This is a genomic window from Treponema primitia ZAS-2, assembly GCF_000214375.1.
Lineage (GTDB): Bacteria > Spirochaetota > Spirochaetia > Treponematales > Breznakiellaceae > Termitinema > Termitinema primitia.
Map to the genome: position 1 here is coordinate 2,961,021 of NC_015578.1, position 26,027 is coordinate 2,987,047.

The window sequence follows — 26,027 nt, forward strand, 5'->3', positions numbered from 1 at the left end:
CATGCGGCGGGGCTGGTTAAAAAAAGGTGACTGTCACCACTTTTTCGGTGCTGGACGAGATCCTCAAGCTCTACCTATTCCAGAACCTCTCCAAGGACGAGATCGTCAAGCGGGCTGGGATGAGGAACTTGGCCAAGGCGGAATTCAAGCGCCGCCAGGCCCCGCCGGTGCTCAAGGTAAGCCCCCGGGCCTTCGGCATGGGCCGGCGTATGCCCATAGCGCGGCGGGTGTACGAGATTGGGGAGGGGAATTAGGGGGAAGATGAATAACCACTAAGGATACAAGAGGGGGGAAAGTAACAAGCGCACCGTTCTCAATTTCATTCGCATATTGTCGCAAAATGTGAATGATCGGAATGGCAGTCAATTTAGGGTTAATATCAGCAGCGGTAAATCTTCCCCAAAATATTTTACCTTTTTTCATAAAATTCTACCCGTTTTTCCCTTCTCTGTGGTATACTCCTACACAAGCTGTTATCCAACGGCTGGCAGGGGAACAAGCAGGACAATGATAGATTTGTGTAATTCCTTGTATTATAATGAATTAGCACCCCCCCCCCCCCATTTATGGGCGTGTAAATACTTCTTTCTTAGACAGTTTATATCATCATTTAACGGTACCTGGAAACAGGTATTTTTTTGTCTCTTTTATCCCAGATGCCGGATCGAATATTCCGGATTAACTATATAAGGAGAAACGAATGAAGAAAAAGAGAATTTTGGAAGCGAAAAACGCCTTTTTGCCGGCCCTTGGGTTGTTGGTATTAGGCGGCCTTCTGGTTCTGGCCGGGTGTGATTCCTCAACGAATCCTACCCCAACCCCACTAATCGGCTTCTATACGGTCACCGTAGTGCAATCCACCGGTGGAACCATTTCGGCAAGCCCCAATACCGCCGTGGCGGCGGGAACCACCGTTACCGTCACGGTGACCCCTGATACAGAGTATGTGTTTACCGAGGGAAGTCTGGCATACAATGGCATACCAATAGCTGCCGGGGTCTACACGTTTCCCATGCCCGCAGCAAATGTAACGGTTACCGGGTCATTCACCCACACTTATACGATCACTCCAAGCGCCGGCATTCAACACGGAAGTATTTCGGCGGATTCCCCTGCGAAAGTGGGAGATACCGTTACCATCACGGTGACCCCTGATCCGGGGTATGTGTTGGGAACCCTGACATACAACGACGGGACAGACCATACCATCACCGGGACTTCCTTTACCATGCCCGCAGCCAATGTGACCATCACCGGGACATTCATCTCTGATGGAACACCCCTGTTTGCAGTTACCATAGCCTCCGGCATTACCAATGGAACCATTACGGCAAGCCACTCAACCGGCGTAGCAGCGACAACCACCGTTACCGTCACCGCTGCCCCTGCTACTGGGTATGAGTTGACAAGCCTGGTATACAACGATGGGACAGACCATGCCATCACCGGAACTTCCTTTACCATGCCCGCAGCCAATGTGACAATTACCGGGACATTCAGCTTAAGTAGCGAGACCAACCACTCAGTCACCGTAGCTTCCGGCATTACCAATGGAACCATTTCGGCAAGCCCCTTCCAAGATGTGGCAGCAGGAACCACTGTTACCGTCACCGTTACCCCTGCTACTAAGTATGAGTTGACGCCGGGATCCCTGAAATACAACGACGGGACAGACCATACCATCACCGGTAATTCCTTTACCATGCCCGCAGCCAATGTGACAATCACCGGGGCATTCCGCTTAATTAGCGGGACCAACACCTATTCAGTCATCCTGCTCCAAGTCACCGGCGGAACCATTTCGGCAAGCCCCAATACCGCCGTGACAGAAGGTACATCTGTTACCGTTACTGCGAACCCTTATTCGGGATATGAGTTGAAATCGGGAACCCTGAAATACAACAATGGGACGACAGCCACTCTCATCACCGATAATTCCTTTACCATGCCCGCAGCCGATGTGACGATTACCGGGGAATTCAGCTTAATTCCCATACCCGTCCAATCAATAAGCCTCCCTGCAAACATTGAGCTTATCCCCACCGGTACATTGCAGCTAAACGCTATCGTATCCCCGGATACCGCCACCAACAAAACCCTTACCTGGACATCCAGTGACAGCAGCAAAGCTACGGTTACCACCAACGGGTTGGTGAAAGGCGTAAGCGTAGGTACAGCAATAATCACCGCCACAGCCGCAGACGGCAGCGGAAAAAAGGCTGAGTGCACAGTAACGGTTAAAGACGGCAAGCAGTTGTCCTTTACCTTTGAAGGGTTTAATAACCAAACCATTGATCTCACCAAAAGTACAAATAACGATATTTCCCTAAGCAATACCAGCCAAAGTCCGCTCCAAATAACCTTAGTGGGGGACTGGAATTCTATAGGCTGGTACGTGGATGGGGAGCAGCGCGGGTCTGGCAGCAGCTCTTTTGTTTTCGATCTTTACAACTCTGCCGTCGGAGAGCATACGGTTACCGTGGTTGTGTATAAGGGCATTGTTCCGTATTCAAAGGAACTGAAATTCCGGGTAGTTAAATAAGGAGGAATGGAAACATGAAAAGAAACAATTCACTATTTGCGGTAGTTTCCGCAGTAAGCCTTTGGGGTCTCCTCTTCCTTGGGGGATGCTCCAATCTATTAACCCCTTCCCAACAGGATACCAGCACAGGGAAGGTGACCATCAGCGTGATCGGGGAGGATGCGGCAGCCCGTACCCTCTACCCGGATGCTCAATTTTCAAAATATGAACTCATCTTCAAGCAGGGCGGCGAAGTGAAAAGAATAGAAACCCTGCTGAACGGGAAAGCATCTGTGGTCATTACGGGCCTTGCGGCTGAGGTTTGGGATATCACGGCTGTAGGCTATGTAGAAATACTGGTCGAAAGGGAAGGTAAAAAAGAATTCGCCGCTGCCGAGGGAACACAGACAGTGGACATCGCTACAAATTCATCCATCTCCATTCCCATAAGCGCAACCCAGGAAGGCCCCGACGGGTATTTATCCTGGAACATAAGCTTTCCGGAAGAAAAGGTTGATAGCGCCTATTTGCAGCTCACTCTGATGGACGGCTCTTGGGGGGGGACGGATATATACCTGAATCTTATTTCAGCGCCAGAGAACCGTTCCGGCCAGACGTCGCTCCCCCCGGGGTATTATCTTGCCCAGGTCCGCCTGGAAAATGGATACCAGGAAGCCGGCCATACCGAGGTGATCCATATCTATTCCAATATGGAAACCAGGGCAGACTATACCTACACCGCCGGGGACTTCGCCGATTTTATCACCCTAAGCGGTACGGCGACTGTTAAGCTTAACAATGTAACACCCGATTTCACACAAATATCTCTCTTTGCCAATGAAAACCGTAACGGCAATCCACTGGGCTCTAGCCGGATCAATCCTGATGGAACATGGTCCATAAACTTGCTGCCCTTTGCATCATCAACCACCCTGTACGCTTGGGTAAGTGCAAACATCTACACCATCGGCGGCCCCAGCATTTCCCAATGGAAATACGTCGGACCAATAGACAATATTTACAATGCAAACAAAACCATTCCTCTGGGCAATATTGATATCAATACCATCACCCTGGGCGGCACAGCGAATGTAACGGTTACTGGCGCCACGCTCCAGTATTTACAAGTAACCGCCTACAGTCAAAGCGGCAACTATAGTTCCTGGTTAGGGAGCGGCCCTGTGGATAGTTCGGGGCACTGGTCCATAAACGTCTCCCCCCTGAATGCTTCCACAGAGGTACGCTTTGACATAAGTGTAAATGCCCTTGGAGGCGGTTATTTCGAGCGGGAAACCGAAATTACAAGATCCGTCTCTACTACCAGTATACTCGACATTGATTTAGGTTCCATTCCGCTGAACCTTATCACCCTGAGCGGCACGGCGAATGTCACCTATAACGGTTTTCCGCCAGCCAATGCGCAGCTATCTCTCTATGCCAATGAAAACCGTAATGGCGATCAGTTGGGCAGGGGCCAGATCAATACTTCTACCAGAACCTGGTCCATACTCATGGAAGCCCAGTCTTCACCAACCACCCTGTATCCCTGGGTATATGTAAGCAGCGGCGGCAGCAGCCCTGGGCAGGAGAAATACATCGGAACACCCATCACTGGCGGTAATGTAACCCAAGACGGTTTTACCCTGGGCAACATTGATATTAGTTCTGTCACCCTGAGCGGTACCATATCAGGCACAGTGGACGGCAAGTCCCCTGACGGAGCTACGGTGTTGGCTTTTGCTGCGGATAATACCTTTATAGGAGAAGCCGGGGTTCAAGCAAGCGGCAACTGGTCCATGTCGGTCGAAGCCATCAATACTACCGTACATTTCAGCGTTTTGATAGAGCAAGGTTATTCTCAGGTCCTCATACCCCTGGACTCAAGTTACAACAGGACGATTACTGTCAGCAGCGGTGCTTCCGGTATCAACATGAACGGATTGTCCTTTACAACCAAATCATTGACCGTTACGGTTCCGGTGATCGGGATGGTAATTGTTACGAATTCCAAAATCCTCAGCTCCGATATTAGCCAAGAAGCGCCTTATTCGAAAATAATCGCCATGGCCCAAGGAGTGAATTCCTTCGCACTGAGGGTTCCCCAGGATACATCTTCGGTTTACTTCACTGTTATGACTGAAAGCAATGATGTTTATATGAGCAGTTCAGCTGTTAATTATGCTGCCAGTATAACCCTGAACCTTTCGCAGATGGAAAAACTGTCCATGCCATGGTAAAGTAACAAGGTTTAGTTAAGAAACCGCAGCCCGGGGGCTTCCGCTTCCCGGGCTTTTTTTACGCCTATCCCCGCCCCGCCCTTTTCAATTCCCCCGCTTTCAGCCATACTAAGCCCATGAAGCTTACGGTCCTCGGTTCCGGCACCTCCCATGGTATACCCGTCATCGGCTGTTCCTGCCCGGTTTGCAGCTCCACAGATCCCCGGGACAAGCGTATGCGGGCATCCCTGTTCATTCAGGGGGACCGAGGAGAGCAGGTGATCATCGACACGGGGCCGGAATTCCGACTCCAGGCCCTGAGGGCGGGGATCAGCGCCTTGGACGCGGTGTTCCTGACCCATGCCCACGCGGATCATGTCCACGGGCTGGATGATGTGCGGCCCCTGAGTTATGAACGGGAAATCCCAATTTACGGGAACTCCCAGACCATGAAAGAAATTGAGGAGCGTTTCATCTACGCCTTCATCAATACCCAGCGGGGAGGCGGAAAACCCCGGATAAGCCTGAACCCGGTGAGCAGTCCGGTACGCATAGGTGCCCTTACCCTGACCCCGGTTCCGGTTAAGCACGGAACCCTGGACATCCTGGGCTGGATGATACAGGAAGCTGGAACCCTTGGTCCCGGGGAGAAAAGCCCCTTCGCGGTGTACCTCACCGATACCAGCGCCATCCCCGCCGAATCCCTGGATCTGATACAGGGGACGGAGATTCTTATCATTGACGGGCTGCGGGAACGGGTCCACGAAACCCACTTCAGTTTTGAGCAGGCCCTGGATGCTGCAAGGGCAATAGGCGCCCACCAGACTTACCTTACCCATATCTGTCACAGCCATTCACATGAAGAAATCGAGGAATACTGCAATCGTTACCAGGAAACACACAGCCTGGGGGCACAGTTTATTGCCCCCGGCTTCGACGGGCTGGAGCTTTTGCTCCCCTAGAAAGCGGACCTTGCAGGGAAGGGCTTTCCTGCGCATAATTAGAACGGAGGTACATTGTGAGTTCATCCTTTAAGCCCGGAGAATTGGCGGATTTTGCCCGTTACCATGGGTTTCATTACGATATTATTGATCCCGTGCAGTTGGTGCAGGAAATCCGCGTTGACCTGGAGCGGGGTCTGCGGGGACAGAGTTCCAGTCTCCCCATGATCCCTACCTATATAAGCCCTATCGCCAGGGTACCTGCGGGCCGGACCGTCCTGGCCCTGGACGCCGGGGGCACCAATCTCCGGGCAGCCCGGGTCCGTTTTGACGAAAGCGGCAAAGCCATCGCCGAAGGTACCCGGAAGGCCCCTATGCCGGGCACCAAAGGCCAGGTAACGGCGGACCAGTTTTTTGACCAAATCGCCGAAATCGCCGCCCCCCTACTGGACAAATCTGGGAACATCGAAGGCATCGGCTTTTGTTTTTCCTACCCCATGGAAGTCACCAAAGAAGCAGACGGGATACTCCTGGCTTTCAGTAAGGAAGTGGACGCCCCGGCAGTGATCGGCAAATCCATAGGCCAAGGGCTGCGGGACGCCTTGGCCCGGTGCAAGGTCAAGGCTCCGGAGAAGATCATCCTCCTCAATGATACGGTGTCCACCCTGCTCTGCGGCCTGGTAGATATCCCCGTTGACGGGAGGCGGGAAGGCCCGGACAAGTACGGCATACCCGGGGGGCCCATGATCGGCTTTATCCTGGGAACCGGGTTCAACACTGCCTACCCGGAGAAGAGCATCCCAAAAATAGGCTTTGAATCCGAAACGGCGCCTCAGATCGTGGTCTGCGAGACCGGCGGGTTTATGCCCCGCTACCTGGGCTACCTGGACAAGGAGTACGATAACACAACAAAAAACCCCGGCACCTACGCCCAGGAAAAGGCCTCCGCCGGAGCCTACCTGGGTCCCCTCAGCTTCCACATATTAAAACAGGCTGTCCGTGAGGGGGTCTTGAGCTTTAATCGCTCCGATGAATTCCTCGCCTGGCCTACCCTGCAAACCAAGGACCTAAATTCATTCCTCCGCGCCCCCCTGGCCATGGAGGGCCCCATAGGGGAACTCTTCGGCAAGGATGAACGGGATGCCCTGGCTTCCTTTGTCTACCTGTGTTCCATTGTAACCGAACGAGGGGCACTGCTCTCCGCCGCCATCCTCGCCGCCACGGTGGAACGGATGGATGCGGGTTACGATCCCTTTGCGCCGATCCGTATCGCCGTGGAAGGGACCACCTATGTGCGGTACAAGGGTATGCGGGAAGCCCTGGAATCCTACCTGCATGTCATGCTGAATGCCGGCAAGCCCCGATCCTACGTGATATCCCCGGTGGAACAGGCCTCCCTCTTCGGCGCCGCTGTGGCTGCATTAACCGAGTAAAGCCGCATTAGAGGAAAATAAGAATATCAAAGTATTCCTCTTTTTGGGAGCATAACACCCGCAGGATAGATTATTCCCCTTTTTAGTAAATACTTTACTATATCAGAAATTGAAAAACGATGAGAAAATAATATATCAAGTATTCTATAGGAGGATAGTATGATAATAAAGAAATTGCTGATCCTATGTGTAATTCTCGTAGCGGTGGGTACCTTTGCGTTCGCCAAAGGCAACGCACAACAGGGCAGCGCACCACAGGAAAGGGCTCTCCCCACAGCGGCCCCTGAGGCGCCGATTGTCAAGGTAGCCGGCGGTCAGCTCAAGGGATTCGTTGAAGGGGACGGGACCTTGGCTTTTACCGGTATCCAGTACGCGGTGGCCGAGCGCTTTGGCAAACCCCAGCCCGTACCGGCTTGGCAGGGGGTTAAACCCGCCCAGGTGTACGGCAATACTGCCATGATCCCGGTCCAGACTGCAGTCGGCTACGATGAATTTGCGTGGCCCCACAGGTATTATATTCAGAGCGAGGACTGTCTGAATCTCAATGTATGGACCCAGTCCCTCTCTACCGGCGCAAAGAAGCCAGTTCTGTTTTTCATTCACGGCGGCGGATTCAACAATGGTTCTTCCATTGAGGCCGTTGCCTACGAAGGCGGAAACCTGAGCAAGTATGGTGACGTGGTGGTAGTAACCGTGAACCACCGGCTCAACGCCCTGGGGTATCTGGATCTTTCATCCTTTGGGGATGCCTACAAAGAGTCCGCCAACCTCGGCATGCTGGACCTAGTAGCCGCCCTTCAATGGGTCAAGGACAATATCGCTCAGTTCGGCGGAGACCCCAGCCGGGTGGCCATTTTTGGTCAGTCCGGCGGTTCCACCAAGGTGCACACCCTGTATCACATGCCCTCTGCAAAGGGCCTTTTTTCCGCAGGAGTGGGCCAGAGCTCCGGTGTCTTTAATGCCCTGCCCAAAGAACAAGCCAATCGGGTCGGTCAGTTGACCGTACAGAAACTTGGCCTTACCCAGGCCACTATCGGCCAGATTAAAACCATTGACTACCGTACCCTGTTGGCTGCGGCTGAAGCATCTCTTGCAGATGCCACCAAAGAATTCGGTGTAAACGTCGCCTGGCGTTCAGTGATCGACAACAATGTGGTTCTGGCGGATTATCCCGACTGGGCCAACGCCATTCCCTACATGGCCGGACAGGTACTTAGCGAGACTGCCAGCAATAACCTGAATTTGATTGCCCAGGGCATTAACAAAAATACCTGGACCGATACAGAAATCAATTCAAGGCTTACCGAGCGCTTTGGCAGCAATGCCACTGCCGTGAGAGACGAATTCCTCCGGCTCTTCCCCGGTAAGAAACCCCAGGATGCTCTTTTCTATGACATCAGCCGCAGGCCCCAGACCAAGGGTGCTTTGGCAGACAAGGCCAAAAATGCAACTGCCCCGGTGTACAACTATGTGTTTGCTTACGAAGCTCCCGCAAACGGCGGCATCTTGCCCTTCCATTGCTCAGAGCTGCTCTATATATTCCACAATGTGGGGCTCAGGGAACTCACCAAGGCCACCGGCGGAACGGCTGATGCCTACAAGGTGCAGGATGTTATAGCCCAGGCATGGATTAACTTTGCCGCCACCGGCAATCCGAGCCAGCCCGGCCTGGAATGGAAGCCCTTTGATCCGGCGACAAAAACCGGCACCATGATTTTTGATGTGAACAGCCGTTTTGCTCCCCATGATGATCAGAAGTTAGAGCAGCTCATGGCTGCCAAATAACGTTCTAACCGTAAAAACTCATATAGTTTACCGTGAACCCCCCTAAAGGGATCGCGGCAAACTATATGGTTATTATTATTCTACATTAGGAGGAATATAATGAAGAAATTGCTAATGCTATGCGTAATTCTCGTAGCAGCGGGTTCTTTTGCGTTTGCCAAGGGCAACGCAGAGCCGGGGAAAAGTATCCCCACAACGCCCCCTGAGATGCCTATTGTCAAGGTATCCGGCGGACAACTCAAGGGATTTGTTGAAGGGGACGGGACTTTGGCCTTCACCGGTGTCCGGTATGCGGTGGCCGAGCGCTTTGGCAAACCCCAGCCCGTACCGGCTTGGCAGGGGATAAAACCTGCCCAGGTATACGGACCTATCCCCATGGTTCCGGAGCAAACTGCGGTCGGTTATGATGAATTTGTCTGGCCTCACCGGTATTATATCCAGAGTGAAGACTGTCAGTATCTCAATTTATGGACCCAGACTCTTTCTTCCAGTGCAAAGAAACCGGTTATGATCTTTATCCACGGCGGCAGCTTCAATAACGGTTCTGCCATGGAAGCCGTTTCCTACGAAGGCGGAAACCTGAGTAAGTTCGGCGATGTGGTTGTAATAACCGTAAACCACCGGATCAATGTCTTGGGCTATTTAGACCTTTCCTCCTTTGGGGATGCGTACAAAGATACTACCAACCTCGGCCAGCTTGACCTGATTGCCGCCCTTCAGTGGGTTCAGGAAAATGTCGCCCAGTTTGGCGGCGACCCCAACAATGTAACCATCTTCGGCCAGTCCGGCGGATGTCGAAAGGTACAATCCCTTTTGCACATGCCGGCTGCTGAGGGTCTCTTTTCCAAAGCCATTGGTCATAGCAGTATTTATAATCCTATAACCCAGGAACAGGCCAACCGGATTGGCCAGCTCACGGTACAAAAACTCGGCCTTACCGCGGCCACCCTGGACCAGATTAAAACAATAGACTACCGGACCCTGCTGGCTGCCGGTGTATACGCCCTTGGTGAAGCGGGCAAGGAATATGGCATAAGTTTCAGTGGCTGGAATGTATCGATTGACAATGTAACTCTTTTGGCCACCTATCCCGAATTTGCCAAGTCCATACCCTTTATTCAGGGCACCGTGTTCAGCGAAGCTGCCAACAACAATCTGAATCTCATCGCCCAGGGCATTAACAAGAACACCTGGACCGCCGCAGAAACGGACCAGTATCTTGCCAAGCGTTTCGGTTCCGATGCCGCCGCCGTAAAGGCTGCGTTTACAGGGCTCTTCCCCGAGAAGAAACCCCAGGATGCTTTTTTCTATGATATTGGCCGCCGCGGCCCCACCTTGGACTACTTGGTAGAAAAAGCCCAGAGCGGATCTGCCCCGGTATACAACTACCTGTTCGCCTTCGAAGCTCCCGTAAATGGCGGGGTTCTCCCCTTCCATTGTTCTGAACTGACCTATGTGTTTCACAATGTGAACCTCAGGGAAGTCACGAGAGCCACCGGCGGAACGGTGGATGTTTATAAGATGCAGGATGTTATGGCCCAGGCATGGATTAACTTTGCCCGCACCGGCAATCCGAGCCAGCCCGGCCTGGAGTGGAAGCCCTTTGATCCCGCGACCAAAACCGGCACCCTGGTCTTTGATACCAACAGCCGCTTTGCCCCGCTGGATGATCAGAACCTGCGGCAGATCATGGCTGCCAGATAGTGTTTTAAATGTAAAAAAAACCCAGCCTGGCGTAACCCAGGCTGGGTTTTTTTTTACAAACCATGGGACCTCTCAGATGGGGATGCTGGATTCTATAAGCTCTTTTGTGCGGGAATGTTTTGGCGCCGTGATAAGCTCCCGGGTCAGTTCGTCTTCGATTATCTCGCCCCGATCAAGTACGATGATCCGCGCAGAAATATCCGCCACCACCGGGAGATCGTGGGAGACCATAATCAGGGTAAAATTTCTATTCTGCTTCAATGTGTGCAGCAATGTGAGTATTTCAATTTTAGTAATCATATCCAGGGCACTCACCGGTTCATCGGCGATAAGCACTTCAGGATTGGTAACCAAGGCCCTGGCAATAGAAATGCGCTGCCGCTGACCGCCTGAAAATTCCCCGGGAAAGCGGTCGAGTATATCCCCTTCCAGACCGACGCTTTGCAGGGCGGCAATAATTTTTGCCCTTTTTTCTTCCCTGCCCGCTGCCAGTTTTAATGAGTCCAGGGGTTCGCCAATGATGCTCTCAATTTTCTGGGTTGGGTCGAGGGAAAGATAGGGGTCCTGAAAAACCGGCTGAACCTTACTTCTGAAATTTTTGACTTCCCCCTTTGTCATATCATTAAGGGGCCTACCGTAAAAAGCAATGTTCCCTATCCGTGCCTTGTAAAGCCGCAGAAGCAGTGCCAGGAGGGTAGTTTTACCGCTGCCCGATTCCCCGACTATCCCAAGGTTTTCACCCTTTACAATATTCAGGCTGATGTCTTTCAGAATATCTTTTTTCTTATAAGCAAAACTAACATGGGAAAGCTCATAGATCCTTTCGCCCTTAGTATCTGCCATATCTATACACCGGCCTTTGCCGCAGGGGCCTGATCAGTTTCACCGGAAAGTAACGGCGAAGGGGCCGCGAGGTCCAAGCGCCGGGCACTTTTTATAAGGAGCCTGGTATATTCATTTTGGGGCTTATTCACAATACCATCTCCGGTGTTTTCCTCCACAATCAGCCCATCCTTCATAACAATAATTCTGTGGGCAATTTTATGAACCACCGCCACATCATGGGATATAAACAGTACGGCGATCCCCCGCTTCACTGCCACATCGTAGATCAGATCCACGAGCTGTTTCTGAATTGATGCGTCAATTGCGCTGGTAGGCTCATCGGCGATAAGCAGTTTTGGTGAACATGCCAGGGCCAGGGCGATAGCTGCCCGCTGCCGCTGGCCTCCTGAAATCTCGTGGGGAAATGAGCGGGCAATACGCTTTATGTCGGTTAATTTAACTTCCTCCATCAGGGCAAAAACAGCCTTATCCAGCCCTGCCGGGCCCGGCCTCTCCCCCCTCAGAAACGCGTTCTTTTTGAGGGGGAGCGCAATTTGCCTGCCTATCCTCATAAGCGGATCCAGGGCGGCGGTGGGTTCCTGGAAAACAATGGCCACATCCCTGCCTCTGATTTTTACCAGGGATGCTTCATCTGCCCCGATAATTTCCCTGCCCATGAGCAGAACGCTCCCGGCGGCTTGTATGGTTTCCGGTAACAGCCCGGCGATTGCCAGGGAGCTGAGGGATTTTCCGCTGCCCGACTCACCCAAAAGCCCCAGGACTTCTCCCTCCCGGATACTAAAACTAATACCCCTAATAAGGGGAGTTTGTGTTTCCTTTAAGACAGCGCTTAATTGCTTTACTTCCAGTATTACTGTTTCGCTCATTGGGAAATACCCCCGGCCACACCATACCGGTCGCGGATGGAGTCTGCCAGCAGGTTCACCCCGATAACAATGGCAATGATGACCGCCCCGGGAACAATGGCTCCCAGGGGAGCGATCAGTACCGTTGACTGAGCCCCCTGCATGAGCCTGCCCAATGATGCGTTTGGCGGGGGTACCCCAAGCCCCAGATATGACAGGCTAGCCTCCGCCAGTATCGATACGCCGAACATAACAGCGATATTCACCGACAACACCTGCCAGATATTCGGCAATATGTGCCTGAAGGTGATGGCAAGCTTTCCCGTACCTGAGGTTTTTGCGCTGATAAAAAACCACTTGGACATGACCTGCTTTGACAGAATGCGGGTAAGCCGGGCTATTACCGCAGAACAGGCGATGCCGATGGAAATAACTGCGGTCCAGGTACTTCTGCCCTGGGTAGCGCCGATGAGCATGGCCAGTAATAGTGTGGGAAAGGCAATCAGGGTATCCAGGATTGAGGAAATTGCGCTATCCGCCCACTGGGGCAGCCATGCCGCAAGGATGCCCGTAAAAATTCCGGTAACCCCGGCGATTAGAATGGCCCCCAGGCCGACCATGTAGGCTATCCGTGTCCCGATCATGACAAAACTGGCCAAATCCCGCCCCAGCTTGTCGGTTCCAAAGAGGTGGGCCGGGCTGGGCCCTTCCAGGCGCTCCCCGGAAGTATCATCCAGACTGTAAGGCGTCCAAAACAGGGATACTAAGGCAGTAATAAAAGTAAGGGACAAAAGCAGAACAGCAATGTAAAGCCCCAGGGGACTTTTTTTCTTTCTTTTCGCGCTCATAGGTGCAGATCACCCCCCTCTTTGATTTTGATTCCGGAGTCGGGGGTCCAGTATCCGTTGCAGCACATCCGCAAAGAACCCGATAACCAGTACCAGGAAGGTTGTGGTGAGTAGGATTCCCTGTATGGCAGGGTAATCATGCTGGGCAATAGCTTTGGTAAGCATGGACCCAAGTCCCGGCAGAGAGAATATGTTTTCTACCACCACGGCGCCCAAAAGGGTGGAAGAAAGTTCTATGCCTAAAATAGAAACCACCGGCACATAGGCATTTCTGATACCGTGGAGCAAAAAGGAACGTCCCTGGGAAAACCCCAAAGACCGGGACGTGCGGATATAGCCTGAATCCAGAATATTCAACACACTTGAGCGTATATACCGGGACAGGCTGGCGGTCATAACAAAAACAATGGTTATAAGCGGCAGAATCAGTGCCTCCACCGCCTTGCCAAAATTGCTCCACCCGCCGTTAGGCCAGCCTCCGGAGGGCAGGATGTTCAGCCTGAGGGCAAATAACCATACAAAAATAATGCCCACCCAGAAAGCCGGTATGGCGATTACGGTCTGGGAAAAAACGGTCAATACCGCCGCATACCATGTTCCGTTTTTATACGCCGCAATAAAGCCGATGGCGCTTGCCGCAACAAGGGATATCAAGAACGAAAGGATGGTCAGCGGAACAGTTATTCTGAGTCTGCTTGCCACTTCCGGACCAACGGGAATCCCGGAGACCAAGGAGGTGCCAAAGTCTCCGTGGGTAACCCTGGCAAACCACTGTACAAATTGGCGGCCTAGGCTCTGATCCGATCCGACCTTCGCCCTGGCTTCCATGATTTGTTCCGCCGTGGCATCCGAGGGCAGCAATGCGTTTGCAGGATCCCCCGGAAGCAGCCGCAGCAGAATAAAGATCACCAGTAAGGCGGCGATAAAGGAGACCAAAAGGAAAAAAGCCCGGTGTAACAGGTAGTTAATCATATCGGATTATTACCGAAAATCCGCAGGCCCGCCAATATATCGGCAGATCTGCGGATTCTCTTAGTTTGTTTTTACGATATTGTAGGAGTGAAACTGGGAATTTAATCCATTGATCGGATAACCTGAAACATTGGATACCGCGATAACAATCTGGGGATACAGGTAGAGCCAAACACTGGCGGCTTCCCGGGCAATAGTCCTGTTCACCTCAAGCAGTTTTTGTGTCTGCTCATCGGTGCTGTTCGCCTGCTCCGCTTCACTAACGAGCTTTACCACATCAGGGTTGTTGTATCCCCAATAAAAGTTAGGATTCCCATACCACACCACATCCCGGTCATTCACGTGCTCCTGGAGCGTAGCGGTGAAATCACGGTCACGATATACCTTGGAGTACCATTCGTCTGCGGATATGGAATTAATATTCACGATTATTCCGATTGATGCCAATTCGCTTTTGAGGAATTCCGCCACCGTGGGGTGGGGATCGTATGTGGGGGTGTCCAGGGTAAAGGTGAATCCATTGGGAAAACCCGCCTGGGCAAGCAGAGATTTTGCCAAATTAACATCGTAGGGATTGGCATTAACCAGGGCCGGATCGTACCAGGGATCCGTAGGAGGTACCATGGAACCGATCAGGGAGCCGTAGTTTCCCCAAATTGAATTAAGCAGCTTTGCCCGGTTAACAGCGGAATAAATAGCCTTGCGGACATTCGTATTATCAAAGGGCGCCACCCTATCATTAAAGGCGAGCAGTTCCTTGGTGGTTGAAGCACCGTTGTTGATCTTGTACTTAGGGTTATTTTCAAATTGGGCAATCGCATCGGGACTCTGCACCGCAGCAATAATGTCAATTTGCCCGCTTAAAAGGGCATTACTCAGGGCGCTCGCATCGGTAAAGTAATAGAAAACCACACCGGAATTTTTTGCGGGGGCACCCCAATACCCATCCCATTTTTTAATGCTCAAAGAACTGCCCCGGTTCCAAGTATCCAGGGTGTAGGGGCCGGTCCCGTCTTCCTCAATCCTGAAATCCCTTCCGTCATCATTGACAATCCACATCACCGCGAGGTGGTACAGGAACGAAATTGCAGGATTATTGAGGTGAAACACCACGGTCCTTGCATCCGGGGTATCAATACTTTTTACGTTTCTAAAGCTGGAAATCCGGGCGCTCAGGGAACCGGGGGCAACAACCCGCTCCAGACTGGCTTTAACATCCGCGGAAGTAAGGAGCTTCCCGGAGTGAAACTTAACCCCATCCCGCAGTATTATGGTATAGCTCAGCCCATCCGCACTTTTCGTGTAACTGGCGGCCAGCAGATTTTCCACCTTCCCGTCATCAGTCAGCTTAAAAAGCCCCTCATACACATTTCCGCTAAGCGCCTCGTTTACGCCCTGCCCGCCCCCCTGGGTATTTGACAGGTTTGTCGGCTCATAGAGGGAACCGATATTGACAATCGTCGAGTCGGGGCTTGCCCCGCTCCGGTCATTCTGCCCCTTGGCAAACCCGCTTTGGGCCGCAAAGAGGGAAAAAATCAGCAAGCCCGCAACCCAAAGGGTGGGTTTGTTTTTAAGCTTCATTTCAAACTCCTTTATATCATAGTAATAACATGTGTATTGTATATATTAATACCGAAGCTTTAATTCCGTCAAGGGGGTTTTTAGAATTTTACGGAAATTGTCCTTTCAGTAGGTCTCGATCCGGTTACCCGAGGGCCCCCAGTAAGGGGATACCCTATACCTATTTTTCTACTGTCGTTTTGGTTTTTTTCCGTTTAGGGATATACAGCAAGGTACCCATTACCGTCGTAATGGGGGCTACCAGGACAAGGCCGAAACTGCCAACTACGGTTTGGAGTATTTCTGCCGCCGTATAATTGATGTTTAAGATATTGCTGTTGGATATTCCCTGGCCCATAAAAAGCATCAACATGGCGAGATATCCCCCACTGTACGCAAGGAGGAGGGTCGTCGTCATGGTACCGATAACCGAGCGCCCGATATTGTTACCCGATAGAAATAGTTTTTTAGCGGAAATATCGGGGTTGAGGCTGACGATTTCGTTCATTGCCGCCGAAATATCCATGGAAAGATCCATTACCGCTCCTGATGCGGAAAGGACCACTCCGGCGATAAAAATACGGGTAAGGTTGAGGTTGATGAACCCTGCATAAAGCAGGGTTTCTGAGAAAGGACGTACTGCGCCGTTGATATTGAAAGGTTCGGTAAAGCAAAGGGCCATCACAGAGGTTATCGCAAGCCCGATTGTCGCACCCAGAAGGGCAACGACTCCTTTTTTATTGAGTCCCGCCACCAGGAATAAAATAGCTGCGGATAAAATAGAGACGGTTATAAAACTCAGGATGATGGGATCGATGCCCCGCAGCATGGCGGGGATCATCAGTTTCCATACCGTAAGGGCGGTAAAGAAAAAGGAAAGTATCGCTTGGAACCCGAAAAAGCCCCCGTAAAACAACAGAAAACAGGCAAAAATCACCAGGAGAATTAATTCGACCCGCAGCCGGTAATGGTCTGCCGCATTTGCCCAGGCGACAATATCTCCCTGGGTGGAAATATTCAGCAGAGTGCGATCCCCAATTTCAAATACCCGATCCAGATCCATCTTGCCCAGAAAATGATTCCCCGTGCTGAGGATTCGCCCTTTCCAACGCCCCGCGAGCACCTCAACATCAATACGCTGGGAACCGGAGAGGACTAAACCATATTCTCTAAACTGCGAATTATCGACTGCAACAACTTTTCCTTCAACATGTTCAACCCCTGTGGCTTGACGATTTTCAAAACCCGTGGGGATGAACAATAGAATTACACACAAAAGAAGAATACAGCATGAAAAGACAATATCCTTCTTCTGTGCATTGTGAAAGAAAAGGGAACTATAGTTTTTCTTCCCCGGTTCCATAGCTTATTACTCCAGCTGACCAATAGCCACGACTTTCTTGAATATATCCGTATTGTCATAGTACCCATTGAACAGTTCATTCCCTACGCCGATAACCGAAACAGGGGTTGGAAGTCCTGTATGGGAGAAGGTAGTCCAGCTCACCCCTGATTTTTGATCAAGTATATGAACGAGGGCGGTCGTGAAAGGATCCGCCATGTACCCGTAGGAAAGGTAATAGTCATTCGTCATGGGTGAAGAGGCAGGGCGTTCCTTCGGTTCCAGCAGTGTGTATGCCAGCGCTTTTTCCAGATCCGCTGTCTCAGATTCCGTAAGGGTTTGGCCTAGTGTTATGTAAGCACTCGAATCGCCCCCTTTGGCTGCCTGTTGAAGCCGTGCAACTTCGGTAGCATTGTACGGTCGGAGGCCGAAATATTTTTCGATCACGGGATACACATCAGCCAGCTTTTTAATATTAGGATTTTCTGCCCTGTAGGCCGGAAATATTTCTTTATTAAAAGCATCAAAGGAACATTTCTGTCCTGAAAGTTTATTTAAGAATGCATCGTAGCCGGTCCCGGCGTAGCCCAGGGTCATACCGCCGGTTTCATGGTCTCCGGTAACCACAATAAGGGTTTCGTTGGGGTGTTTCAGATAGAAGTCGTAGGCAGCCTTAACTGCCTCATCAAGGGAGATTACATCATAAATCGTGCCTGCCGCATCATTTGCGTGACAGGCCCAGTCAACCTTGCCACTTTCTACCATCATGAAGAACCCATTGGGGTTATCCAGGACTTCGATCCCCTTGGCGACAAACTGTGAAAGCTGAATGTCCCGGTCATCCAGATCAATGGCATAAGGAACCGCTTTGTCAGAATCCAGTCTGGGGTTGATAGCTATAATCTTATCATCCCCTGCTTTGAGCCGGTTAAAGTCTTCTTTGGTGTTGAATATTTTATACCCAGCTTCTTTTAATATTTCATTAATATCCCGCTGGTCCTTTTTTGCTCCCGTGGGCTGTTTAAAACCTCCGCCGCCGAAATAGTTAAAGTTACTTTCGGCCAGCTGCAGGGATATATCGTAGTAGAAATCCCGGCTGGGAACCGAAGCGTAGAAAGACGCCGGAGTCGCGTGATCCAGAGAAACGGTAGTAACAATGCCCACTTTCAGTCCCTTATTCCTTGCCAGCTTTGCCATGGATGTATAGGGGAATGACGTTGTCGGGTCCATGCCTACCACTCCGTCCCGTGTCTTTAGTCCGGTAGCAATCGCCGTTCCCGCAGAAGAAGAATCGGTGATCAGGGAGTTACTGGAATAGGTGCTGCTGAACCCCTGTCCGGGGAAGCCGCTCATCAACATACGTTCAATCGCAGGAGTAAAATCGGTAACCCCATTACCTGCACCGAATGTACCACCTTCCCGGGCAACCGCATTCTCATAATTCCGGGTGTTTTTCTGACTGGCCAAGTACATCTCCGTGGTGGTTCTTTGGGGAATTGATGTTCCATCCCCAATAAACACAAAGATATACTTTGCTTTGCCCTTTAAATTCCCCTGTTGCTCCGACTTTTGACTCCCACCGCCGGCAAATACCAGGGTGAATGCAGTCAGAAACAGTACGAAAACCGATGCGACTTTTTTCATAGTCCTCTCCTTTGCAAAAATACTTTGCAGCTAATATAAATTGGCTGAAAAACAGCCAATTCTTAATACTCAGATCCCTATGCGGGATCAGGGATTCACTTGGGACCGTATTTTACGGTTCGCCAATCTGATATTACCCCGTGCCAGTTAGACCCAAAGGCGAAATCATAGGTATTACCGCATTCATCCTTGTATGGCTTCATATCCCGGGGAACATCCTCAAACTGAGCTTCCACGGTTTCCATATCCAGGGGCATTTGAAAAGGGAGCAGTGCAGAGGGTTCTGCCGTTCCACTGAGAATATCCAGAAGAACTTGAGCCCGTACCCCAAAGTGCAAAATAAGGGCATCGCAAGCTGTCTCAAATTCACTGACTATAAAAGGGTTTTTAGCATTAGCAACAACGATTACCGGCTTTCCGGGCATTAATTTTCTTGTGTCAAGAATCATATCAAGATCGCTTTCGTTTTCAGTTGTAGTTGTTTTATTGTAATAGGAACGATCCTCACCGGCGATACTTTCTTTACGTGCTGATTTTGCAGTATATGGACGGTACTGAAGGCTTATGGGCAAATAGCCTTTCTCTTTACTATAGGGAAGGCTTTTTGGGGATCCAATAAAACAGATTGCCCCATCGGCATTTTCAGGATTATCGGTCACTTCAAAAAAATTTTCCAGCAGAGTTCGGCTAATGGGGGAGACATCCCGGGCTTCAATGGACCGCCCGAACCAGTCGGTACTTTTTCCGAGATGCCGTATAGGGATATAGACCTTTGTTTTCTTTGCCAGGGGCAGGACATTTCCTTTATTTTTCAGGAGAACAACGCTTTTTACCTGAGCCTCATAGCCAAGCCTTACAAAGTCCGCTCTTCCCGCAATTTTGCGTGATTCTTCGGTGTCAAGATAGGGGTTTTCAAAAAGCCCGGTACGGAAAATATTACGCAGAAGCCTGGCCGCAGAAAGCTCAAACCGTTCCCGCATATAGTGCTCGCCCTTTTCCTTTACACCCATCTCATAAGCATCCAGTACGGGTTTAATATCGTTGTTGCCTCCGAATTGATCTACCCCTGCCATGAGAATCTTATAGTGCCGTTCTGCAATCGAAAGGGTTTCTACTCCCCAGCATTTTCCGCCTAATACTTTATCAAGATCCCCAAAGTCACTGGTAATAAGCCAGTCAGTGCATATCACACCATCGAAGCCGTATTTTTGCCGTAATAAATCGGTAATAATATATTTATTGTAGGAATTCCCAACGTTTTCGCCGTACCGGGTATCAATGCCATAGGAAATGGTGTAATAGGGCATAACTGCCGAAGCCGAGGAGGTTTTCCCGTCCAGCTTAAATGCGCCATTAATAAAAGGCTTTAATTGTTCTTCCAGATTGTTCCCGGGATACACCGCATATTTACCGAATCCGTAATGGGCATCCCTGCCGCCCTCCCCGCTTCCTCCTCCGGGCCAGTGTTTTGCCATGGCATTTACGCTGTCAAATCCCCAGCCGCCTTCTATCTCCTGTACTCCTTCGGAAGTTTGAAAACCATCACAATAGGCCCGGGCCATATCCACAGCAAGATCTGTTACTTCCCCAAAAGTACCGGTGAAGCGGTTCCAGCGCGGGTCCGAGGAAAGATCTATCTGGGGAGAAAGGGCCGTGGTGATACCCATGGCGCGGTATTCCTTTGAAGCAATTAGGCCGAATTGTTTTACTACATTCGGGTCAAAGGTGGCTGCAAGCCCGATGTGATCCGGCCATATAGAAATATCACCCCCCGCACCCATATTGAATTCCGCTGTAACCGACGGTGTATGCCGGGGATCGGAACTGATGTTTACCGGAATTCCCAAGCCCAGGGATTCGACGAAAGCCTGGGCTTGGTTGCTCCATTTTGCCGCTGTTACTGCATCGTCCGCCATCGCCATAAGGACATGACGCAGCTTATCGTCTTTAAGGAATTTTTTCTGTCCCTCCGTGAGATCATACACATGCTGCCGGGTATCCTGAGCATTCTGCCCGGGGTACATCATTTCGGACAAGAGACTATTCCGGGCAATTGCCTGATGGGAGCTATAGAGCATCAATCCTGCGATTTCTTCTATAGAAAGCCTTTTTACCAGGTCTTTTATCCGTTCTGAAAAGGGCAAGCGCCAATCCTCGTAAGGGTCAAGTTTTCCGTTGCCATTGAGGTCCTTGAAGGCAAATCCATCCTGTTCAAGGATACGATCTTTATTATCAGTTTGTATTCCTAAAGTGGCTCCGCCTTTGTTAACAATGAGCACATAGCCATCTTTTTGAATCATCTCCCATTTCTTTTCCATAAAATATACTCCCGAAAATCTTTACAATTTTACCATGAAGAGTTTCGGTTTTCTATCCAATTCTGGATATTTTTATAGGCATATTTTGCGGACTAGGGCTATTCCACTGTTTTTTTGAGAATGATCATCTTAATGCCCTGAGGCGGTACGATAACCTGGGTTGTAAAAGATCCTGTCAGAGAAATTGATTTTACCGTTGTATGAGGATGGGCCATGGATCGCAAATATTCTGTATCATACGAAGAAAGCTCCTGGGGAAAACCCATATCAGCAAAGATATCAAAGGCGCTTCCGTGGGTCCGGTCCAGGGTATATTCCCGTGCCGTATACTTTCCCGAGAGTCCCTGTACGGTAAAGGCAAACAGTGCAGGAGATTTTTTTTCAAAAACCTCGTAACGGGTAGTAAAACTGAGCAGTGAATGGTCCCCTTCGGTAAAAAATTGATCGTAGTACACATAGCGGAAGATCAGGATGGCAATACCGTCGTCTTTCTTGGTGATAACATATTCATCACCCCTGGCGAGAATAGCTCCCCGCACATGGTGCAGAAACCATAAGGCCCACCAGGAAGGCTTGCGGATTCCCTCGGCAGTAACCAGCCCAAAACCGCCGCCGAAGGCAGGGATGAGTATTTCGTCTTCCTCGAAAATATCCGATAGGGTCCAGAAAGCTATTCCGTTCAGACGATCATGGTTGCACAGGTAGTTATACAGCAGGTGACACGCAGCAAACATGGTATCCAAAAGGTAATTACCATGTTCGGCTGAAATATTAAATTCAGTTATAAATATTTTGTTTACCCGCTTATTAAGACGGGCTATTTTTTCTGTATAGGTGGTAACACAATCGGTAAAATGATTCCTGTCCCCTATTCGTGATAAAGCATGGCGGCGATGGTTAGTGGAATTCCAATTGCTCTCCCCATAAATATGAAAGGTAAAGCAATCAAGGGGCAAATTATTAGCATTGAGAAATTCAACAAATGTGTCCAGCCATTTATCGTACCCCGGCATTGGCTGAATAATGGAGGGCCCCGCTATCTTAAGGGCATGGTCCGCCCTGAGAAAGGCTTCCGCAGTGGCTTTATAAAAGGCAAAATATTCTTCCTGGGAAGAGACGCACAAAAAATCCGGCTCATTCCATATTTCAAAATACCAGCGCCGCACCTCCTCCCTGCCGTACCGGTCGATGCAATGATTCGCAAAAGCCGTGATGAGGGCCGCCCATTCGCTTAAATCCCGGGGTAAGGAAATATTGCCCCGGTACCGGAAAATGGTTTTCTCACCGCTTTTAAAAGCATTGGGCATAAAGGTTAGATCCACCATAGGGCATACGCCGGTTTCCGTAAGAAAATCGAATACCCGGTCGATATAGGTCCAACAGAACTGTATCTTGCCTTCTTTGTCCCGATTTACTACCCGCATCTCTTCGCCGAAAATCCCGTGGAACCTCAGGTGCCTTATCCCCAGCTCCTTTGCGGCTTCCCGGATTTGATTCTGCAAATCAGAGCGCAGACAATCGTAGGCTCTTCCTACAGAGCCAAGGTCTTCCCAATTGGGGAAAAGCTCCCCCTCCACGGCCTTTCCGGCGTCCACAATGATGTTGTTTTCCAGTATTAATTCCACGCTTGATAAGGCAGCACTTGGAGATGGCACAGCGAGATATTCCTGTAGTTGGGAAAGCACCTGAAGCGAATCAAAATTCATATAGGCGTAGGAATCTGAATTTTCAAAGGGGGCGAATGAAACCTGCTGATGCCGGTATTCTCCCGGGGTAATACCGTGGAAATCTTTAAATACCTTATTAAAAGCCTTTACGCTGGTAAATCCGCAGCCCAGAGCAATATCGCTGATGAGCATTTCCTTTTGGGAAAGCATGTTGGTAGCGTTATAAAGCCGTATCTGGTTGAGATATTCCAGAAAAGAGATACCCACATTGTCCTTAAAAAAATGGGAAAAATAATAGACGCTTAACCCTGCTCGATCGGCCAGAGTATTCAGGGTTATCCGTTCCGCATAGTTTTTTTGTATATACTTAAGGAGGCTGTGAATACGTCCGTATTCTTTATTCCGTTTATCATCAGGGGCGATTAGCTGATTTTTGGAAGGGACGCTGCGGATAATCAGGGCCATCAGGGTATTGAGCAGTCCCTCTATAACCAGTTGATAGCCATTTTCGTTTTTACGATATTCCTCCAGTATGGAAGCGAAAAGATACCGAAGTCTGCTTAGAAAATTGGCTATTTCTTCTTTTTGATTTTCACCGGCGTAATTACGGAGCATTTCTCTGGGCCAGAGGATATAACAGTTTTCCAGCGCAGGGTAATGTTTGACACAAAAGGCCGGATCTATCTGTAAAACCGCAACAATAGTATCTTCGCTGCCCGCAGTGCTGTGGATCTCATTGGCATTAATAAAAAATAAATCGTCCTGCACCAGTTCATACCGCTGCCCTCCTACGGTAAGCTGTATATGCCCTTTAAGGACCAATATTATTTCAATTTCAGTATGCCAATGGAGCCGAAAACGACTACCACCGTGAATCAGAATATGGACACTGAGCCCTTGTTTATAATGGACAATCTCGTAATTTGTATCCATAACGGCTTAGTATAAAGCCTCTTTCAGATATACGCAAGTAAAAATGAATTTTGCCCCATTCTTTTTTTTATGGGCAATTTTTGCTTTTTTCCGGGGCATTTCTTTCGCCCCATAAATTATGTAATGTCAAAAAAAAGTCCCCACCGGACACCCGGCAGGGACTCTCTTTTACATAAGGACGCGCAGGATTAGGTAACCACTTCCAGGAAGCTGGGTATCATTTCCCCGGAGAAGTAGAAAAGACCCCTACCGAGCTGGTCCGCGTCCCATACCCGCTGGGGATTGTCCGGGTATGCGGTGTAGCCGCCGCAATAGGTCTCGATGCGGTTGCCCGAGGGTTCCCAGAAGTAGATGGTGGTGCCCCGGGTGATGGCGTGCCGGGTGGGGCCTATGTCCAGTTTCAGGTGGTTGATGGCGATAAGGTCCGCGGCGTTGAGAACGTCCTGCCAGGTTTCCAGGAAGAAGGCGAAGTGATGCATCTTGCCGGGCTTGGGGTATTCCACAAAGGCCAGATCGTGGGCTTTGTTGGAGCCGGTGATCCAGGCGGCGAGCCGCTTCCCGTCCGGGGTATTACAAACTTCGGGGACGTACATGTCGAAGACTTCTTTCATGAACCGTTCCGCTTCATCAATGCCGGGTCCGTAGAGGAGGAAGTGATCCAGCCTAGTGGCCCTCATGCCCCGGGGCTGCTCGTGCCAAATGTCGGGGTTCTTGATCGGGGGGAATTTCTTGGCCAGTTCCACCTCCGCATAAACCTGGAGCTGGTGGCCCGTACAGATGGTAAAGGCATAGCGTTTGCCAAAACCGGGCTGCTCGTCGTTGGCCTTGAGTTCTGTCACCTTATAGCCGAATTTTTCGGTCTTTACCTTGATTTCCTCCAGGGCCTTGACATCCGCTACCTTAAAGGCCACGTAATCCAAGCCGGCTTCAGAGGCCTTGCGGAGCACCACGCTGTGATGATCAAATTCATCGTAGCATTTCAGCATTACCCGGCCATCGCTGGTCCGTCCGACTTCATCCAATCCGACAACGTTCTTGTAGCAATCCAGGGTCTTATCCAAATCCAGCACCCGCAGCTGAATGAGACCTGGTCGAAGCGTTGATTTAAATCCCATACTGAACCTCCATGAGTTAATATTTGTCTACACCCGGGCGATGGTTAAATCGCTGCGGGGTTGAACACAACACAAAAGAACTATTCCCTCTTTCCTATCATCCTCAGTTACGTGGGCGACGCTCATGTTCTTAAAAGCCTCCCACTCCCCGGAACTGATCCGCATCCTGCAAGCGCCGCAGCCGCCACCGGCGCACCCGTAAGTCACCGGCCCTGTGCGGGCCCGGATCATGGCGGCAAAAACCGACTCATCTTCCTTGCAGGGGAAATCCTTCCCCAGTTCCGGTACCCTGACCTGCCAGATCTGCCCCATAAAAAGCTCCGTTACCCTTACTTTTTCTGGGACAACTGATAGGCCACATCCACGATCATGTCTTCCTGGCCGCCCACCATGCGGCGTTTCCCCAGCTCCACCAGGATATCCCGGGGGGCTATGCCGTACTTTTCCGCAGCTTTTCTGGTATGGAGGAGGAAGCTGGAGTAAACCCCAGCGTACCCCAACATGAGAGAATCGGTGCGTATCACCTGGGGCCGCAGCATTATAGGCTCCACCACATTCTCCGCCAGATCCATGAGCTCGTAACAGTGTACCCCGGTTTCGTAGCCCAGCCGTTCCATCACCGCGCAGAAAACCTCGCCCTGGGTATTCCCGGCGCCAGCGCCCAGGCCCCGGCAGGTAACGTCAATGTACGAGGCCCCTTCTTCCACCGCCGCCAGGGAATTGGCTACCGCTAGGCCCAGGTTGTTGTGGGAGTGGAAGCCCACAGGGATACTGATCGCCGCTTTAAGCGCCCCTATCCGGGCGCGGACATCCTTGGGGACCATGTAGCCCGAAGAATCCGCCAGGTTGATGTAATCTGCCCCGGCGTCCACAAATATCTTCGCCTGTTCAACGATGGTCTCAGGAGAGGCCATGTGGGTCATCATCAAAAAACCCACGGTGAACATCCCCGCCTGCTTTGCCCAGGCGATATGCTGGACCGCAATATCCGCCTCAGTCACATGGGTGGCAACCCGGACCGCATTGGCCCCCCGCTCCCGGGCTTCCTTCAGGTCTTCGATGGTTCCTATGCCCGGCAGGAGCAGGACCCCCAGCTTGGCTTTCTTCACCACTTTTCCTGCGGCTTCTATCAAATCCAGTTCCGAAACCTTGGAAAAGCCGTAATTAATGGAGGAGCCGGCAATGCCGTCCCCGTGGCTTATCTCAATAAGCTCAATCCCCGCCTTATCCAGCCCCGCTGCCACAGCTGCCGCCTGTTCCGCAGTAAAGGAGTGGCTCACCGCATGGCTGCCGTCCCGCAGGGTGGTATCTACTATGTTAATTTTACTGTTAGCCAT

Annotated in this window: 19 protein-coding genes; 7 read left to right on the top strand and 12 right to left on the bottom strand. The window is 50.8% G+C overall.

The genetic code is table 11. The features are described 5' to 3' along the window. Window positions 1–26: 26 nt before the first annotated feature. From TREPR_RS12795 to TREPR_RS12825, 7 genes are all read left to right on the top strand, one after another. The gene (locus tag TREPR_RS12795) at window positions 27–254 is read left to right on the top strand and encodes an NAD+ synthetase (protein WP_015708744.1); all 228 of its coding nucleotides are present in this window, start codon (window positions 27–29) and stop codon (window positions 252–254) included. Between the two features lie 446 nt (window positions 255–700). Then, window positions 701–2,542: an Ig-like domain-containing protein gene (locus tag TREPR_RS17945; RefSeq protein WP_015708745.1), complete on the top strand. Its 1,842-nt coding sequence runs from the start codon at window positions 701–703 to the stop codon at window positions 2,540–2,542. A gap of 14 nt (window positions 2,543–2,556) precedes the next feature. After that, window positions 2,557–4,758: a hypothetical protein gene (locus TREPR_RS12805; protein ID WP_015708746.1), complete on the top strand. Its 2,202-nt coding sequence runs from the start codon at window positions 2,557–2,559 to the stop codon at window positions 4,756–4,758. Between the two features lie 116 nt (window positions 4,759–4,874). Continuing rightward, window positions 4,875–5,699: an MBL fold metallo-hydrolase gene (locus TREPR_RS12810; RefSeq protein WP_015708747.1), complete on the top strand. Its 825-nt coding sequence runs from the start codon at window positions 4,875–4,877 to the stop codon at window positions 5,697–5,699. Window positions 5,700–5,755: 56 nt separating this feature from the next. Then, window positions 5,756–7,111 carry a hexokinase family protein gene (locus TREPR_RS12815; protein WP_015708748.1) on the top strand — a complete coding sequence of 452 codons (1,356 nt, stop codon included), beginning with the start codon at window positions 5,756–5,758 and terminating at the stop codon, window positions 7,109–7,111. 159 nt (window positions 7,112–7,270) lie between these two features. Next, on the top strand, window positions 7,271–8,896 hold the full coding sequence (locus TREPR_RS12820) for a carboxylesterase/lipase family protein (protein WP_015708749.1): 1,626 nt from the start codon (window positions 7,271–7,273) through the stop codon (window positions 8,894–8,896). 99 nt (window positions 8,897–8,995) lie between these two features. Continuing rightward, window positions 8,996–10,600 (top strand): carboxylesterase/lipase family protein, encoded by a 1,605-nt coding sequence (locus TREPR_RS12825; RefSeq protein WP_015708750.1) that lies wholly within the window; start codon window positions 8,996–8,998, stop codon window positions 10,598–10,600. Between the two features lie 72 nt (window positions 10,601–10,672). On the opposite strand, the gene TREPR_RS12830 is transcribed toward TREPR_RS12825, so the two are convergent. The 12 genes from TREPR_RS12830 to dmpG form a co-directional block, all read right to left on the bottom strand. Continuing rightward, a complete protein-coding gene (locus TREPR_RS12830; protein WP_052299726.1) occupies window positions 10,673–11,443 on the bottom strand; it encodes an ABC transporter ATP-binding protein in 771 nt (256 codons plus the stop codon). Window positions 11,444–11,445: 2 nt separating this feature from the next. Continuing rightward, window positions 11,446–12,312 carry an ATP-binding cassette domain-containing protein gene (locus tag TREPR_RS12835; RefSeq protein ID WP_052299727.1) on the bottom strand — a complete coding sequence of 289 codons (867 nt, stop codon included), beginning with the start codon at window positions 12,310–12,312 and terminating at the stop codon, window positions 11,446–11,448. Then, window positions 12,309–13,139: an ABC transporter permease gene (locus tag TREPR_RS12840; protein WP_015708751.1), complete on the bottom strand. Its 831-nt coding sequence runs from the start codon at window positions 13,137–13,139 to the stop codon at window positions 12,309–12,311. Before TREPR_RS12840 ends, TREPR_RS12835 begins: the two co-directional genes overlap by 4 nt. Before the next feature lie 9 nt (window positions 13,140–13,148). Beyond that, window positions 13,149–14,111, bottom strand: a complete 963-nt coding sequence (locus TREPR_RS12845; RefSeq protein ID WP_015708752.1) for an ABC transporter permease — start codon at window positions 14,109–14,111, stop codon at window positions 13,149–13,151. A 60-nt stretch (window positions 14,112–14,171) separates the two neighbouring features. Continuing rightward, window positions 14,172–15,692, bottom strand: coding sequence for an ABC transporter substrate-binding protein (locus tag TREPR_RS12850; protein ID WP_015708753.1), 1,521 nt, complete (start codon window positions 15,690–15,692; stop codon window positions 14,172–14,174). 160 nt (window positions 15,693–15,852) lie between these two features. Further along, the gene (locus TREPR_RS12855) at window positions 15,853–17,034 is read right to left on the bottom strand and encodes a YibE/F family protein (protein ID WP_015708754.1); all 1,182 of its coding nucleotides are present in this window, start codon (window positions 17,032–17,034) and stop codon (window positions 15,853–15,855) included. 6 nt (window positions 17,035–17,040) lie between these two features. After that, window positions 17,041–18,657 carry an alkaline phosphatase gene (locus tag TREPR_RS12860; protein ID WP_015708755.1) on the bottom strand — a complete coding sequence of 539 codons (1,617 nt, stop codon included), beginning with the start codon at window positions 18,655–18,657 and terminating at the stop codon, window positions 17,041–17,043. Window positions 18,658–18,752: 95 nt separating this feature from the next. Continuing rightward, entirely contained in the window at window positions 18,753–20,975 is a 2,223-nt protein-coding gene (locus tag TREPR_RS12865) for a glycoside hydrolase family 3 protein (protein ID WP_015708756.1), read from the bottom strand. Between the two features lie 98 nt (window positions 20,976–21,073). Beyond that, window positions 21,074–23,575, bottom strand: coding sequence for a GH39 family glycosyl hydrolase (locus TREPR_RS12870; protein WP_015708757.1), 2,502 nt, complete (start codon window positions 23,573–23,575; stop codon window positions 21,074–21,076). A gap of 188 nt (window positions 23,576–23,763) precedes the next feature. Further along, window positions 23,764–24,690, bottom strand: coding sequence for a catechol 2,3-dioxygenase (locus TREPR_RS12875; RefSeq protein ID WP_015708759.1), 927 nt, complete (start codon window positions 24,688–24,690; stop codon window positions 23,764–23,766). A 27-nt stretch (window positions 24,691–24,717) separates the two neighbouring features. Then, the gene (locus TREPR_RS12880; protein WP_015708760.1) at window positions 24,718–25,002 is read right to left on the bottom strand and encodes a 2Fe-2S iron-sulfur cluster-binding protein; all 285 of its coding nucleotides are present in this window, start codon (window positions 25,000–25,002) and stop codon (window positions 24,718–24,720) included. Window positions 25,003–25,019: 17 nt separating this feature from the next. Continuing rightward, a complete protein-coding gene (gene dmpG / locus TREPR_RS12885; protein WP_015708761.1) occupies window positions 25,020–26,027 on the bottom strand; it encodes a 4-hydroxy-2-oxovalerate aldolase in 1,008 nt (335 codons plus the stop codon).

What these genes read in the sequence shown, in the direction of transcription:
- TREPR_RS17945 (WP_015708745.1), top strand. Translation starts at nt 701, where the DNA reads ATGAAGAAAAAGAGAATTTTGGAAGCGAAAAACGCCTTTTTGCCGGCC.
- TREPR_RS12805 (WP_015708746.1), top strand. Translation starts at nt 2,557, where the DNA reads ATGAAAAGAAACAATTCACTATTTGCGGTAGTTTCCGCAGTAAGCCTT.
- TREPR_RS12810 (WP_015708747.1), top strand. Translation starts at nt 4,875, where the DNA reads ATGAAGCTTACGGTCCTCGGTTCCGGCACCTCCCATGGTATACCCGTC.
- TREPR_RS12820 (WP_015708749.1), top strand. Translation starts at nt 7,271, where the DNA reads ATGATAATAAAGAAATTGCTGATCCTATGTGTAATTCTCGTAGCGGTG.
- TREPR_RS12825 (WP_015708750.1), top strand. Translation starts at nt 8,996, where the DNA reads ATGAAGAAATTGCTAATGCTATGCGTAATTCTCGTAGCAGCGGGTTCT.
- TREPR_RS12830 (WP_052299726.1), bottom strand. Translation starts at nt 11,443, where the DNA reads ATGGCAGATACTAAGGGCGAAAGGATCTATGAGCTTTCCCATGTTAGT.
- TREPR_RS12835 (WP_052299727.1), bottom strand. Translation starts at nt 12,312, where the DNA reads ATGAGCGAAACAGTAATACTGGAAGTAAAGCAATTAAGCGCTGTCTTA.
- TREPR_RS12840 (WP_015708751.1), bottom strand. Translation starts at nt 13,139, where the DNA reads ATGAGCGCGAAAAGAAAGAAAAAAAGTCCCCTGGGGCTTTACATTGCT.
- TREPR_RS12845 (WP_015708752.1), bottom strand. Translation starts at nt 14,111, where the DNA reads ATGATTAACTACCTGTTACACCGGGCTTTTTTCCTTTTGGTCTCCTTT.
- TREPR_RS12850 (WP_015708753.1), bottom strand. Translation starts at nt 15,692, where the DNA reads ATGAAGCTTAAAAACAAACCCACCCTTTGGGTTGCGGGCTTGCTGATT.
- TREPR_RS12855 (WP_015708754.1), bottom strand. Translation starts at nt 17,034, where the DNA reads ATGGAACCGGGGAAGAAAAACTATAGTTCCCTTTTCTTTCACAATGCA.
- TREPR_RS12860 (WP_015708755.1), bottom strand. Translation starts at nt 18,657, where the DNA reads ATGAAAAAAGTCGCATCGGTTTTCGTACTGTTTCTGACTGCATTCACC.
- TREPR_RS12865 (WP_015708756.1), bottom strand. Translation starts at nt 20,975, where the DNA reads ATGGAAAAGAAATGGGAGATGATTCAAAAAGATGGCTATGTGCTCATT.
- TREPR_RS12870 (WP_015708757.1), bottom strand. Translation starts at nt 23,575, where the DNA reads ATGGATACAAATTACGAGATTGTCCATTATAAACAAGGGCTCAGTGTC.
- TREPR_RS12875 (WP_015708759.1), bottom strand. Translation starts at nt 24,690, where the DNA reads ATGGGATTTAAATCAACGCTTCGACCAGGTCTCATTCAGCTGCGGGTG.
- TREPR_RS12880 (WP_015708760.1), bottom strand. Translation starts at nt 25,002, where the DNA reads ATGGGGCAGATCTGGCAGGTCAGGGTACCGGAACTGGGGAAGGATTTC.
- dmpG (WP_015708761.1), bottom strand. Translation starts at nt 26,027, where the DNA reads ATGGCTAACAGTAAAATTAACATAGTAGATACCACCCTGCGGGACGGC.